At 42.3% G+C, this 12,628-nt stretch carries 15 protein-coding genes; 4 read left to right on the forward strand and 11 right to left on the reverse strand.

The window, feature by feature from the left end:
- Positions 1 to 38 precede the first annotated feature (38 nt).
- From ACFSKO_RS08370 to ACFSKO_RS08395, 6 genes are all read right to left on the reverse strand, one after another.
- A complete protein-coding gene (locus ACFSKO_RS08370) occupies positions 39 to 485 on the reverse strand; it encodes a PAS domain-containing protein (RefSeq protein ID WP_380250408.1) in 447 nt (148 codons plus the stop codon).
- A 34-nt stretch (positions 486 to 519) separates the two neighbouring features.
- Positions 520 to 1,446, reverse strand: a complete 927-nt coding sequence (locus ACFSKO_RS08375; protein ID WP_380250410.1) for a pirin family protein — start codon at positions 1,444 to 1,446, stop codon at positions 520 to 522.
- 317 nt (positions 1,447 to 1,763) lie between these two features.
- Positions 1,764 to 2,555 (reverse strand): substrate-binding periplasmic protein, encoded by a 792-nt coding sequence (locus tag ACFSKO_RS08380; protein ID WP_380250412.1) that lies wholly within the window; start codon positions 2,553 to 2,555, stop codon positions 1,764 to 1,766.
- Between the two features lie 252 nt (positions 2,556 to 2,807).
- On the reverse strand, positions 2,808 to 2,972 hold the full coding sequence (locus ACFSKO_RS08385; protein ID WP_380250414.1) for a hypothetical protein: 165 nt from the start codon (positions 2,970 to 2,972) through the stop codon (positions 2,808 to 2,810).
- A 115-nt stretch (positions 2,973 to 3,087) separates the two neighbouring features.
- Entirely contained in the window at positions 3,088 to 3,774 is a 687-nt protein-coding gene (locus tag ACFSKO_RS08390) for a LysE family translocator (RefSeq protein ID WP_380250416.1), read from the reverse strand.
- A 115-nt stretch (positions 3,775 to 3,889) separates the two neighbouring features.
- A complete protein-coding gene (locus ACFSKO_RS08395) occupies positions 3,890 to 4,309 on the reverse strand; it encodes a VOC family protein (RefSeq protein WP_380250418.1) in 420 nt (139 codons plus the stop codon).
- A gap of 326 nt (positions 4,310 to 4,635) precedes the next feature.
- Between ACFSKO_RS08395 and ACFSKO_RS08400 the strand changes: the two genes are divergently transcribed.
- Positions 4,636 to 6,138, forward strand: coding sequence for a pyridoxal phosphate-dependent decarboxylase family protein (locus ACFSKO_RS08400; RefSeq protein ID WP_380250420.1), 1,503 nt, complete (start codon positions 4,636 to 4,638; stop codon positions 6,136 to 6,138).
- Positions 6,139 to 6,348: 210 nt separating this feature from the next.
- Positions 6,349 to 6,792 (forward strand): hypothetical protein, encoded by a 444-nt coding sequence (locus ACFSKO_RS08405; protein WP_380250422.1) that lies wholly within the window; start codon positions 6,349 to 6,351, stop codon positions 6,790 to 6,792.
- A 67-nt stretch (positions 6,793 to 6,859) separates the two neighbouring features.
- Here the strand turns inward: ACFSKO_RS08405 and ACFSKO_RS08410 are convergent, their stop codons facing one another.
- Entirely contained in the window at positions 6,860 to 7,537 is a 678-nt protein-coding gene (locus tag ACFSKO_RS08410; protein WP_380250424.1) for a helix-turn-helix transcriptional regulator, read from the reverse strand.
- Positions 7,538 to 7,683: 146 nt separating this feature from the next.
- Here ACFSKO_RS08410 and ACFSKO_RS08415 point away from each other — a divergent pair, with 146 nt between their 5' ends.
- The gene (locus ACFSKO_RS08415) at positions 7,684 to 8,316 is read left to right on the forward strand and encodes a hypothetical protein (RefSeq protein WP_380250426.1); all 633 of its coding nucleotides are present in this window, start codon (positions 7,684 to 7,686) and stop codon (positions 8,314 to 8,316) included.
- Positions 8,317 to 8,511: 195 nt separating this feature from the next.
- Here ACFSKO_RS08415 and ACFSKO_RS08420 read toward each other — a convergent pair whose 3' ends face one another.
- The 3 genes from ACFSKO_RS08420 to ACFSKO_RS08430 are packed head-to-tail and all read right to left on the reverse strand — an operon-like array spanning position 8,512 to position 10,789.
- A complete protein-coding gene (locus tag ACFSKO_RS08420; RefSeq protein WP_380250428.1) occupies positions 8,512 to 9,291 on the reverse strand; it encodes an ATP-binding response regulator in 780 nt (259 codons plus the stop codon).
- A complete protein-coding gene (locus tag ACFSKO_RS08425; protein WP_380252247.1) occupies positions 9,239 to 9,382 on the reverse strand; it encodes an ATP-binding protein in 144 nt (47 codons plus the stop codon). Before ACFSKO_RS08425 ends, ACFSKO_RS08420 begins: the two co-directional genes overlap by 53 nt.
- A 15-nt stretch (positions 9,383 to 9,397) precedes the next feature.
- Positions 9,398 to 10,789, reverse strand: a complete 1,392-nt coding sequence (locus ACFSKO_RS08430) for a histidine kinase dimerization/phospho-acceptor domain-containing protein (RefSeq protein ID WP_380250430.1) — start codon at positions 10,787 to 10,789, stop codon at positions 9,398 to 9,400.
- Positions 10,790 to 11,162: 373 nt separating this feature from the next.
- Between ACFSKO_RS08430 and ACFSKO_RS08435 the strand changes: the two genes are divergently transcribed.
- Positions 11,163 to 11,963: an RDD family protein gene (locus tag ACFSKO_RS08435; RefSeq protein WP_380250432.1), complete on the forward strand. Its 801-nt coding sequence runs from the start codon at positions 11,163 to 11,165 to the stop codon at positions 11,961 to 11,963.
- 8 nt (positions 11,964 to 11,971) lie between these two features.
- Here the strand turns inward: ACFSKO_RS08435 and ACFSKO_RS08440 are convergent, their stop codons facing one another.
- A complete protein-coding gene (locus tag ACFSKO_RS08440; RefSeq protein ID WP_380250434.1) occupies positions 11,972 to 12,466 on the reverse strand; it encodes a P-loop nucleotide/nucleoside kinase family protein in 495 nt (164 codons plus the stop codon).
- Positions 12,467 to 12,628 lie beyond the last annotated feature (162 nt).

Here is a 12,628-nt window from a genome sequence, read left to right on the forward strand (position 1 = left end):
CCAAGCCTTTTCTTATTTACAGATTCATCAGCCTAGGATTACTTGAAAGTCACATAGGTCAAGGTTTCGCCGATATTTCCGTCTCGTGAAAGAGGCTGTATTACTTCATTCCACTGTTTATGGCTTTTATCTCCCCAATCAATCGCGCCCCCAAGAAAAACCTTTTTCTGATCTTTCATGGCTTCATAGTGTGCCATAATAAGATAGCGTTCATCTTCGACGTGTTCCCCAATAGCAAGAAAACGTCCCGTCAAATCCAGACCAAAAACCTCCGTTATATGAGATCCCCAATATTTGATGAGAAAATCCTGCTTCTCTTCCTGCCATTGCAAAATCATAAAAGAAGCCGAGTAGCGAATGAGCGGCGTTTGCTGAAGGAAAGAAAAATCCAGCACCTTGTCTTTAGAAACATCATCACAATCAGACAAGAATTGCAGAATATCTCTGTGATTGGTTGTTCTATCTGCGTCTCGGAAAAAATCCATTGATAGTCCTTATCCGTACCCTAACAGCAATGCCCTATGGTAAAGGTATAAACTCCTGATTATCATCAAGTGGCAGCTGAAAACGCCCGTGCTGCCAATCTCCTTCACGCCATGCTTGCTTGGCGGATTCAATCTTTTCTCGTGATGAAGCCACAAAGTTCCACCACACATAACGTTTGCCTAGGGATGTCCCTCCAAGAAGCATTAATCGTGTATCAGTTTTAGCTTCGATGGTAATCTCATCGCCAATCCGGAAGGTCATCATATGCCCTTGTTTAAAGCTCTGTCCCGAAATGATGATTTCACCTTGTACCACATATAATCCACGTTCTTCATGATCCGGCCTTAAGGGAATTTTTGCCCCTGCGGTCAAAGCAGCGTCGGCATAAAACATTTCTGAATGCACTTTAACGGGGGAACGTTCTCCATAGAGAGACCCAAGGATAAGTTTTACTTTCTTGCCCTCGCCCTCAATAACAGGAAGCGCTTGCTCGTTCTGATTTTCAAAGGTCGGCGCTATTTCTTCCTTATTTTCCGGCAAGGCAAGCCATGTCTGTATCCCAAAGAGAGAATGGGTCTTTTCACGCACGTCAGGAGCAGTTCGTTCGGAATGCGTGATCCCACTACCCGCTGTCATGAGATTGACTTCTCCAGCAGCAACCAATGCCGACGTCCCAAGACTATCCTTGTGCCACATGGATCCTTGATACAGATAAGTCACGGTGGATAAACCGATGTGAGGGTGGGGACGCACATCAACCCCGGTTCCTTTGATAAATTCTGCCGGACCAAGATGGTCAAAGAAAACAAACGGCCCTACCATTTTTCGCTTTGCCGACGGCAGAGCACGCATCACTTCAAATCCTCCCAGATCATGTGCTGTGGGAACGATAAGTGTTTCTATTTGGTCAACCTGGTTTCCGGTAGGGAAGTCTATGTCGAGTTCGGGGTTCCAACTCATGTATTCCTCCTCAGTAAAAGTTCAAGCTATAGACTAAAACACGTCATGTTCTTTGTTTACAACTGCCATGATCGTGAAGCGGCTCACAGCCCATAAAAAAACTCTCTGATTTGGGCCTACTCTAACAAAATTAGAACAAAATATTGGCTCTAATAACATTCCTTTGATAAAAATGCCTTTGATAAAATGATTGCAGACATACATCACACACACCTGCCTTCCACAATAGCCCGATCAATCCCCTTTGTGATGCTATTGGAATAAGGATTTTTGAGATACAATTCTGAGTAATCCTAGAGATGAAACCGAAATAAAAGTCAATTCAACTGCTCTATAATTCCAGCATTTTTAATTATAAACTCTTCTTTTAAAATTGCGATTTCTTTTCTATTTTTCAAACCTCTTAGAGTCTGATTAAATTGTGAAACCAACATTTCTGATCTGAATGAATTTCGGGGAAAAATAATATATCCGGAATCAATACTTACTGTTTTACTCAACTCGATAATCTCCCCAAATCGATCATCTAGGATTTCTCTGCGATAAATTTCCGCAACAAAAACATCTTCGATAAAAAAATCTGCACGTCCGTTCAAGACCATTAACCAGCAACTCTTTATATACGGTGGCCTAACTCGTTTGATTGATCCTGCCGCATGCATTTTGCTAAAGATCTCTAAACTACCAAAGTGGTGGGGTATGCACTCTGTCAATCCGGCTAAATCCAAGGGGCTCTTGTAATCGATCCCGGAATCTTCTCGGACATAAACCTTGCTCTCCCATTCAACAATTGGTTCACTATAAAGAAATTCTAAAGACCGTTCTTCCGTTTTCAAATAAGGGTAACTGGCCACATATTCCTTCTGCTTTGTGAGAACATAACCTCGCTTCCAGGGAAGGTAATCAAGTGTCAGGTCATATTCCATTATGGAAAACACCTTCTTTATAATCTCTGATACATACCCCCCACCCGGTATTTCATTTGAGGTATAGGGAGGGTATTCTCCTGTTACAAGCCTGAGCTCTTTTGCGTTTACTTTGGATAAGACTGAGACCGAAGGAAGCAGAGTTAGTAATACGATAAAAACGATTTGATTTAAATATCGCATACCTCTGATACCCATTCACCTAATTTAAAAACTCCATGGATGAAGCTAACATTTCCTCATTAAAGATTGGTTTACAGAGATTGTTGCCCTTTCATCTGACAATCAAATAATACGTAGCTGGATCTAACATTAATCTCAGAGTTCTCGGGCTATATTGCCTTTGGACAAACTGGGTTACTTGCTGGACGGGCAATTTCGGGGCAATTTCGGGAGTAATTCTGGTTTCAACTAAGCCTTTGCTGATCGTTGGCTCTATGCCCGCCCCCTGTGTTTACCAACGGTGTTTATCCAGCCAGTTAAATAATTCAAAAGCCATAATTCCATTCGGTCGCCTGAGAAAGAATTTCCATTATCATTGACCAAGGTTTCCGTAAAACCTAAAACTGCATTCAGAGATGTTCGCAATTCAAAGCTCATGAACAAATAGCCCCAATGCGCTTGCATCGGGGCTATTGGATAAAAAATACGAACGATAACAGGACACTTCACTCACACTTCGTCATACGTAAATGTAAGTGTAAAATTGTCAGCATTAAACCCGCCTTGTGAAGGCTAACGCAACGCCTGTGAAGATTAACAACAAACCTGTCACCTTATTACGAATGCGCCCACGGCGTTCGCCAAGCAGATAGGGACGGAGCTTTCCAGCCAGGATCGCATAACTGAGATCGAGAAGGCTCGCCACTACCAAAAATGTCAAACTGAGAACAAAAAGCTGCCCTCCGGTAGAAAGGTTCGGGTCCATAAACTGTGGGAAGAAGGCTGCATAAAAGATAATGGTTTTTGGATTGGTAACCGCAACCACAGCGCCTTGAAGAAACAACGACTTCCCCGGCTTACTTGCTTTTTGACTTTCCAATCCCTCTCCCTTGGCAAACCAAGACTTCAATCCGAGGTAAACCAGATAAAGCGCCCCCGCCAACCGCAGAACATCAAACCAGTCTGAAAGCGCCGTCAGCACCCAGGCCATGCCCAGCCCACCGATCATAAATAATAAAATGTTACCGCAAACAGTTCCCAAAACATTTGCGGCACCAGCACGAGCGCCTTGATTGAGACTGTTTGCGATCACCAAAGTTACAATTGGTCCCGGTATAATCGCCAGCACGGCAGTCGCCGCCACGAATGCCAGCCAGAGATTAAAGTTTATCGCAAGGTCCATCATCATCACTACTCTCGTTTCATAAAATTTGTCAGCCCGCCCCGCAAGATACTGCATAAAATGTCGTCCATTGGACTTACACCACCAAACTTAACGTGACTTACTCTCTATTATTCGTTTTAAAACCAAAGCTCTCAAAAGTGATGGGAGTCAAGCCAGGGCACTCTTTAAATTACCAACTGCCAATATTTTCCATAGAGGCCCATGGTTCTTGAACAGGAAGTGAACCCTCTGCTTGCAACAGTTCAATAGAAATACCGTCGGGTGATTTCAAGAAAGCCATGCGTCCGTCACGGGGTGGACGGTTGATTGTGATACCTTGATCCATCAGTCTTTGGCAAAAATCATAAATATTATCCACGGCATAAGCGAGGTGACCAAAATTACGCCCCCCATTCATTTCTTCAGGATCATAATTGTACGTCAGCTCCAGCTCCACTTCGGACTGACCCGGTGCGGCAAGCATCACGAGGGTAAAACGGCCTTCAGGGTTGTCATAACGTTTGCTCTCAACAAGGCCGAGTTTGTTACAATAAAAATCCATAGAGGCGTCTAGATCGGTCACCCGAACCATGGTGTGTAGATACTTCATGTCTGCTGCTTTCTGTTGGTAAATAGATATTGTGTTGCGTTAAGTGATCCTAGCCAAGTTTCCCTCACATGGAAATCTATTGCAGAACGAAAAATTGTTATTACACAAGCTTAGTCCCGCCGGAATCACTCCGGATGAAACGATCTCAAAGGGCGTCGTCCTTGATTTCCAAACTCTAAAACGATAAACTTTCATACTTATTCAGACCCAGAATTGGTCTTCGTAATACTTTGTTCCTATTTGCTCCAGATCTGTTCCATCATGAGATCACCCCTTGTCTAGGAATTAGGTGAATAACAATTTCCTGTATTAATAAGGTCAAACAAATGTCTCCTAATTCCAAAACAGATCAAAATTCGACGATTACAGAAGAAACACTCGATCCTGAAAATTGGGAAACTGTTCGTGATCTCGCCCATGAAATCATCGATGACAGCCTATCCTATACACGAGATGTAAGAGAGCGTCCTGTCTGGCAGCAAATGCCAAAAGACACACAAGCTGCATTTGAGACACCCCTGCCGAAATCTCCTACCTCCCTCAAGAAAATATATAAATCCATCACCAAAAATGTCCTGCCGTTTCCAATGGGCAATATCCATCCCCGATTTTGGATGTGGTATATGGGCTCAAGTAATTTCACGGGAGCTTTGGGCGATTTTTTGGCCGCGATCATAGGATCAAACCTCGGCGGAGGGAACCATTCCGCGGCACACATCGACAATCAAGTCATCAATTGGTTTAAAGAAATGATAGGCTTCCCGCCAGAGGCCAGTGGAAGCCTTGTTAGCGGCGGATCCATGGCTAACCTCTTAGGCCTGACGGTTGCACGTAATACGATGGCGAGCGTGGCGGGAGTTGATCTACGCGAACATGGTTTGGCAGCTCTAAAGAAGCCAATGCGTTATTACACTTCAGATCAGGTTCACAGCTGTCACCAACTCGCCCTCGAAACCTTGGGGCTCGGTAATTCATCATTGCGCCGTATTTCAACAAATGATGATTTAACCATAGATATTGAAGCTTTGAACAAAGCAATCCAAGAAGATCGCGAAGCAGGTTTTCAACCAGCCTGCGTCATTGCCACAGCCGGCACGGTGAATACAGGTGCTATTGACGATTTACAAAAAATATCAGCCCTCTGCCACGCCGAAGGATTATGGTTCCATGTGGATGGTTGTATTGGCGCTCTGATAGCCATTGCCCCAAATAACAAAGACAGAGTTGCAGGCATAGAAAAGGCTGATTCCATAGCAATGGACCCACATAAGTGGCTGCATACTCCCTTTGAAGTCGGCTGTGTTCTAATCAAAAGCGAACAAAAACATCTCAAAACATTTTCTCTAACGCCCGAATATCTAGAGATGACGAAACGTGGCATCGCCGCAGCAAGATGGTTACACGACTTTGGTTTGCAGACCTCACGCGGGTTCAGAGCTTTAAAAGTCTGGATGTCGTTGCAAGAACACGGGGTAGAAAAATTTGGACGGTTAATTGATCAAAACATCGCTCAAGGCCAATATTTAAACGATCTGATAAAGCAAGAAACTGATTTGGAACTCATTGCCCCAACAAATATCAACATTGTTTGTTATCGGTATAATCCGGGTGGGTTAAATCACGACAAACTAAAAGAAATCAACATAGAGATCATGCTCCGCCTACAAGAAGAAGGTAGTGCAGCACTTTCTGATACCACGGTTCATGGCGCGCACTGTCTTCGTGTTGCCATTACAAACCACCGTACCCGTCAAAGCGATCTTGATTTTCTTGTCGATGAAACCCTTAGAATAGGGACAGAAATTCTTGACAAGGGATTGAATAAATAAGTTTTGTGTTCTCAACCTTTATCAAATAAAACCGACAGGACTTGTTATATTAACACCTTTTTAAACCGATAGTTTTTAATAGGAAAAAATGCTACCATCCCTTTCGAATGAGATACTGTCTTACAACGACCCTTTTCACTTGGTAAGACGGCAAGCTATATATGCTCTTGGCTAATCCAAGAGTGAGCATATTGTGGGGGATGATTAAATATGAGCGTTAATGGTGAGATACTCGGTAGTTTATTGTGGGTTGCCCTTATTCTGATTAATTTGCTTGGTGGCCTAATGTTGGCTCAGGCGCGTCTGGTCCCCATAAAACAAGTTCATAATCTGATCGAGAGACTGTCTCCTCACAAAAATGCTATTGGTTTAACAGCCGCCGCAATCGGTATTATCAGCTTTATTCTTACGTCGTTGAGCCTCAACCTCTTTGCTGGCATTATCCCACAAGTCACAGCACTATTGGTTGGGATTATCCTTGCCCAAAAAAGTATAAATGAGAAAAAAGACGATGTTCTGAAAAAAGCATCATGGAGTAAATCATTATCTGACACGCTTGATCGACTAGCCCCTCTTGCTGAAGTCATCGGCCTTTCAGCACTTGCCGCCGGGATCATCCACTTTATCTTTCAGGGCAGTTTCTATTTTATATAATCACTGCAAAAATATTAGAAGTACCTTATAATTCTGATACTTAAAGTTTTTGCTTAATACAAAACCTCTACAATCTTTTGAGGTAATCCCTGAATTCTTTACCGGGTTCGCGGCGGAAGGTTTGTCCCGTGCGCTCGACGGCCTTGAGGCGATCGACCCGAAAGCTTCTGAAGTCGTTGCTTTTTTCGCACCAGGAGGTCAAGAGCCATACCTTGTCAAAAGCAGTTAACCCCAAAGGCCGAATATCGCGTTTACTCAATTGATCCTTCAAATCCAGATACTCAATATGCAACAGAGCGCGATCACGCAGGGCTGTACGCAAGGGGCTGAGAAAATCGATGGTTTCCTCTTCTGATTTTGGCTGGACCGAATAGGCCAATAAAGGCGTATCGTAATAGCTGTCTTCCATATCTTCAGGTAAAACGGCAGAAATCTTTGCTGAAGCCCGGGTTGCCGCATCCGCCAGAGGCTTGTCTCCCCGTGCAGCCACCAGACGCATGCCGATGATAATCGCATCCAGTTCATCTGCGTCAAAATGTAAAGGTGGTAGAAAGTACCCTTTTTCAATCTGATATCCAACACCCCCTTCTCCACGGATCGGCGCGCCCATGGATTGCAGGGTCACCATATCCCGGTAAATCGTGCGTAAGGACACCCCAAGATCCTCGGCCAAGGTTTCAGCCGATACTGGGTGTCTGAGCGCGCGTAGGCGATCCAAAATTGAAAAGAGTCTCTGTATTCGCATGATTTTTCCAAGTTAACAAAATCACCCTGACACAAACTGTCAGGGGTATCCAGTATAACCCTGCGCATCGGGAAAGATCGTGAATTTAAAAGCCCCACGATTATCCCTTTAAATACTGTAATACATACAAAACGGAGACACCTGTTATGCTAAAAAAAAATTTAGGTCCGCTCAAAATGTTAGGGTTTGCGCGTTATGAAAAACGTACCGATGTCGCAACAGAAGACCTAATCGAAGCAGCCCTGAAGTGGCAGAGAGATTTTCTCAACACACAAAATGGCATCGCCATGCACTGCTTTCTAGGCAATAACAAAGGCCAGTTTGCCGACGCAATTATGGCGGTAGACGAAGCATCATTTATGGCAATGTCAGAAAATCATCCCACTGCTGAAAGCTCTCAGGAATTTATGGCCCTGCTCAAGCCGGAAACGATCCGGTTGACGCCCAATAGAATTCTCAAAGAAGATGTTCGTATACCTGAAGATTTCTCCTGCATCGAATTTGGTACCTTTAGCCCCAACACCCATTTCACTCGAAGAACCATGCTCGATATCTCAACAAAGATTGAAGAGAAGTACCTTTCAAGATTTTCTGAATCCAAAGCACATTTTATGGGGCAGATAGACGACACTACCTATTCGGAGATTGCCTTTGTCGAAAACCTTGGCATGGCACGAAGGATCTGTAACGGTTACATTCAAGACGACACGTGCTTGGAACTCCTAGGTATGTTTGCCCCGGAAAGTGTCGATCTCGATTTTTGGTACAAATTGGCATAACTTCCACGCTTATACCCCTTAGTTCCGAATAAACCGACGCCCAGAATAACGTCTTGAGCTGACATCCTCATATGGATTTTCATCAACGCCAAAAGCCTGCATTTTGTACTGAGAATATTTTCTGGGCGTTATTCTTTGGTGATACATTCCTTATAGCAACGCTTGATTACCAAAAAAAATCAACCACTTCTGCCCCTATCTTCTTAATCGAGCGACTTTGTTGCTGCTTGAATTTACCTCGGTTTCTTCGATTTGATCAATTTCCAGTAACAGATTTTCAAGATCATCGAGAACGCCTTGGCCATACTGCTCCGCATTATGCCCCTCCCCTTTACGAATTCTATTCTCCCCATCTATCACATCCGTAATCTCTGTCTCTGGTTTTTTATGTAACAAGACCGGTTCTTCTGTTTCTGCAAGAGATATGTGAATTTTTTCTCCGAGGACTTTGTCAATCGTAAAAAGGAAAACGTCGCGATCAATGGGTTTGGTCACCACATCATTCATACCCGCCTCATAGTATCCCTTTTTACTTTCCTCCATAGCATCTGCAGTCAGAGCAATAATAGGGATTAGTGCCTTCTCACCCTTCATTTGACGAATAACCTGTGTAGCCTCTGGGCCGGACATCAAAGGCATACGTACATCCATCAAAATCAGGTCATAGTCATGCTCCATATGCTTTTCTGTTGCTTCCGCTCCATTTTCAGCCACATCCGTTTTATGTCCTAAGCTATCCATCATCGATGTAATGATTTGCTGATTAATACTATTATCTTCGACCAACAAAATGGATAAAGTCCTTAAAACTTTAAACCCCAGTCCCTGTGAATGGCTCACTTTGTTATTATCATGCACCTCTGTCGTTGCAGGAATATAAGGTAACGTAAACCAAAAGACAGAGCCTTTACCAAACTTACTTTCAACACCTATTTCCCCCCCCCATAAGTTCAACCAGCCGCTTACAAATCGCAAGACCAAGACCTGTACCTTCAAAACGCCGGGTAATTGAAGCATCTGCCTGGGTAAATTCGGTAAACAGTTTTGGAATAGCTCCTGGACGAATACCAAGTCCTGTATCTCATACGGCAATACGTAATAAAGGGTTCCCATCAAGAGTACGGATTACCTCACATTCAACAGTAATACCTCCCTCTCGGGTAAATTTTATCGCATTACCAATCAGGTTGACCAATATTTGGCGAATTCGGATCGGATCACACTTGATACCAACCGGAAATTTGTCATCAAAATTTGTCTTGAAATATAAAGTTTTTATCTGTTGCCTGTTTTTTTCATCGGCAAAAAGATCTAACGTTTCCTGTATCAAAGATGGGAGATGGAAATCAATATTTTCCAATTCCATTTTGCCAGCTTCCATCTTTGACATGTCAAGAATATCATTAATGATTCGCATCAAAGACCGGGTTGAATCTTTGATCTTGAAAACCATATCCTTACTTTTTTCGTCCAGATTTTGGTCTAGCAACATATCAGCAAGCCCCATTACCCCAGTCATGGGCGTTCTGATCTCATGGCTCATAGAAGTCAAAAACTCCGACTTAGCATTATTTGCCATTTCTGCTTCGTCTCGGGCAAGAGACAGAGCTTCCGATACTGAAATATGCCGCCGAGCTTTTGCCTCTATGCTATGCCGGGCATCGTCAAGTTTTTGCGCCATTCTTTGCGCTTCATCGCGTGAACTGGTGGTTTTATTGAATTCCTTTGCCATTTCCAAAAAGGATTGTGACAGAGAATAGAAATCGCCATTTTTATGGAGCAGAAAGTCAGGAACTTCCACGGAGAAATTTCCTTGAGCATAACTATTTGCCATGTTTTTCAAAGCATTTATCGGCTCTAATACAATCCGCCTATAGAGATGAAAAAATAGTAATATCAATGTTATACCAACAAAAAACAATCCAATAACAACGTTAAAAAAAGTATCTCGAGAGGCAGAAAATTCTTTTAAGGTTAATTCCATCTGGTTAATGTTATAAGCCACGATCTGATCAAGTACGGTGTGCATTTCATCGCGCTTATTAGACCAACGGATAAAAGAGGTATTAATAGCTTCACGATCTTTTAATTTGATCACACCTAAAAATTCAGCACGAATAATCTTAATGCCATATCGTTGTTCAATATAATCACTTAATAACCGACGCCCTTTGAGGGAAGGTAGAATTTCTCTAAGATCAACAAGGGATTTTTCAATTTCCTTTTCCGCTTTAGCGAGCTTTTTTAAATACCCTTCTCCCGGATACCCTTTATAGGATAAAATTGCCACTTCGATGGTATGTTGCGCTTTGATAAGAGTATTGAGCTTGCCTTCCGTATCTTTCAAACGTGTTAAAGAAGCATCCAGAATTACTCCTTCATTATAAAAAAACCGTCCAGCATAAATCATGATGCTAAAAAATATCAGTAAGAAAAATATGCCTGATATCAATATCTTATAAAACACTCGCATCGGATTACAAATCCCTCAAGAATCAATAAGATTCAACCTGATTATTAAACCGCTTCTTCCTGGTTCTTTAGCCTCAAGCTCAATCCGATATACATTCCTACGATCAAAGGACTTGTAAGAACCTTAGCATACCTGACCTTTACATCCCTTAAGACAGTTTCTTATGCGCTTTACAGCCAACATTCCTTAACTTATCAGCGGCATCATTTAGCAACCATAGGTATTATTATTTAAAATTACATTAAATTTAATATTTGAAAAACCAACCCAGCTTTGTAATATTTAGTGTTAAAACTTGTGAATAAATAAGATCAATACTATAGCTGGGGGTATCATCCATCATCGTCAGAACACTTCAAAAATCAGGTTAACAATGCAAGCTTGGTATTATTGGTCTAACAATACTGAATTCGGTCCCATTACAAAATTACAGCTCTTTACCCTGTACCAAAAAAAACAAATTGCGGGCTATAATTTCGTTAGACCCGAAGGATCAGAAGAGTGGACCTCATATAAAGACCTGGATATCCGCCAAGATGATTTTTCACAAAAAGAGTTGGAACACATCCCCCCAATTAAAGAAAAAACGATTACCGGCCAGCAAGAAGCAAGTAATTGGCGTGACGAAACTGTTCATCCCTGGAGACGATATTTTGCGAGTTGGGTTGATATTTTTATTTATTCAAATCTAATTATTTATTCTTCGGCTTTAGTTGTAAGCCCAGACTTTTTCTATGGTTTCCTTGATCAATCTTCACACTTGGAATTTGCCACAGCCCTTTTCCTCGGCCAAATAAGCCTTATTGCACTTGTCTTAACTCTTAATACGATATGTATGGCTATCGCTGGTAATACGGTTGGCAAATTCTTATTCGGGATAAAAGTTCTTGATCATAAGTATAAAGCACTAAACCTATCCATAGCTTTCAAACGTGAGTGGCTTATTTTACTAAAGGGCTTAGCCTTTGGAATTCCTATAATATCTCTGATCACTCAAATTTATGGTTATCTTGATTTAACGATGCAGCAAACAACATACTGGGATCAGCATTTAAATACAGTGGTGGTACATAGAAAGAGTAATACCAAGCAATTAATACTCTGTTTATTCGGAATTACAGTATATTTCTACCTTGGGTACAGCTTTTATCTGCCTTACGTAATACCTATTTAAATCAAATCCTACTCGGAAACGACCACCGCTTGCGTACGTTCTACATCATCCAAAGGTTCAAAAATAGTCTCGCAGAACTCAAAATTCTCGCGAGAGACTTCAAATTGATAGGTTTCCGTTTGGGCTTGGTTGCGGTGATTGACGCGTTCCCAACGGGTGGCTTTATTAACGTCGAGAAAATGGGTTTCAAACACCACACCCTGATCGGTTAAAAAATCCTGCACCCGTGCGCGCTGACTTTTCGCAAAAAAACCGATATCGAGGATAACCGAAATCCCCTTGTCCAGTATTTTAAGGCTCTCGCTCAATTGCTGAATTTCACAACGTTGCGTGCGCTCTAGCGCCCAGGAATAGGACGGCGGATCGGGCATATCCATAAAAAACAACGTCTTCATCCACGCATCAACAGAAAAGATGATCGCATTTTCACGCTCAGACAACTGCGTTGAATAGGTGCTTTTACCAGCCCCGGTATTGCCCACGATTAAAAAGACTTTAGCCAATTTGATTCCCTTATTAATATTTTTAACCTGATATAAAAATACGACAAGCTAAAGCTTAGTGTTCACGCCGATACCATTGATACAAAAAGAAAATTGACCTATCATCTGCAACCGCAGATGATATAAACCTTCTTTCATACGTGCTTATAAAAAACAACCGAA

The organism is Kiloniella antarctica (assembly GCF_042682825.1).
In the GTDB taxonomy this organism is placed as follows: Bacteria; Pseudomonadota; Alphaproteobacteria; order Kiloniellales; family Kiloniellaceae; genus Kiloniella; species Kiloniella antarctica.

Coding starts and splice junctions, on each gene's coding strand:
- ACFSKO_RS08375 (WP_380250410.1), bottom strand. CDS start 1,446: ATGAGTTGGAACCCCGAACTCGACATAGACTTCCCTACCGGAAACCAG.
- ACFSKO_RS08430 (WP_380250430.1), bottom strand. CDS start 10,789: ATGCGAGTGTTTTATAAGATATTGATATCAGGCATATTTTTCTTACTG.
- ACFSKO_RS08385 (WP_380250414.1), bottom strand. CDS start 2,972: ATGAGCTTTGAATTGCGAACATCTCTGAATGCAGTTTTAGGTTTTACG.
- ACFSKO_RS08415 (WP_380250426.1), top strand. CDS start 7,684: ATGCTAAAAAAAAATTTAGGTCCGCTCAAAATGTTAGGGTTTGCGCGT.
- ACFSKO_RS08400 (WP_380250420.1), top strand. CDS start 4,636: ATGTCTCCTAATTCCAAAACAGATCAAAATTCGACGATTACAGAAGAA.
- ACFSKO_RS08435 (WP_380250432.1), top strand. CDS start 11,163: ATGCAAGCTTGGTATTATTGGTCTAACAATACTGAATTCGGTCCCATT.
- ACFSKO_RS08395 (WP_380250418.1), bottom strand. CDS start 4,309: ATGAAGTATCTACACACCATGGTTCGGGTGACCGATCTAGACGCCTCT.
- ACFSKO_RS08380 (WP_380250412.1), bottom strand. CDS start 2,555: ATGCGATATTTAAATCAAATCGTTTTTATCGTATTACTAACTCTGCTT.
- ACFSKO_RS08410 (WP_380250424.1), bottom strand. CDS start 7,537: ATGCGAATACAGAGACTCTTTTCAATTTTGGATCGCCTACGCGCGCTC.
- ACFSKO_RS08405 (WP_380250422.1), top strand. CDS start 6,349: ATGAGCGTTAATGGTGAGATACTCGGTAGTTTATTGTGGGTTGCCCTT.
- ACFSKO_RS08370 (WP_380250408.1), bottom strand. CDS start 485: ATGGATTTTTTCCGAGACGCAGATAGAACAACCAATCACAGAGATATT.
- ACFSKO_RS08390 (WP_380250416.1), bottom strand. CDS start 3,774: ATGCAGTATCTTGCGGGGCGGGCTGACAAATTTTATGAAACGAGAGTA.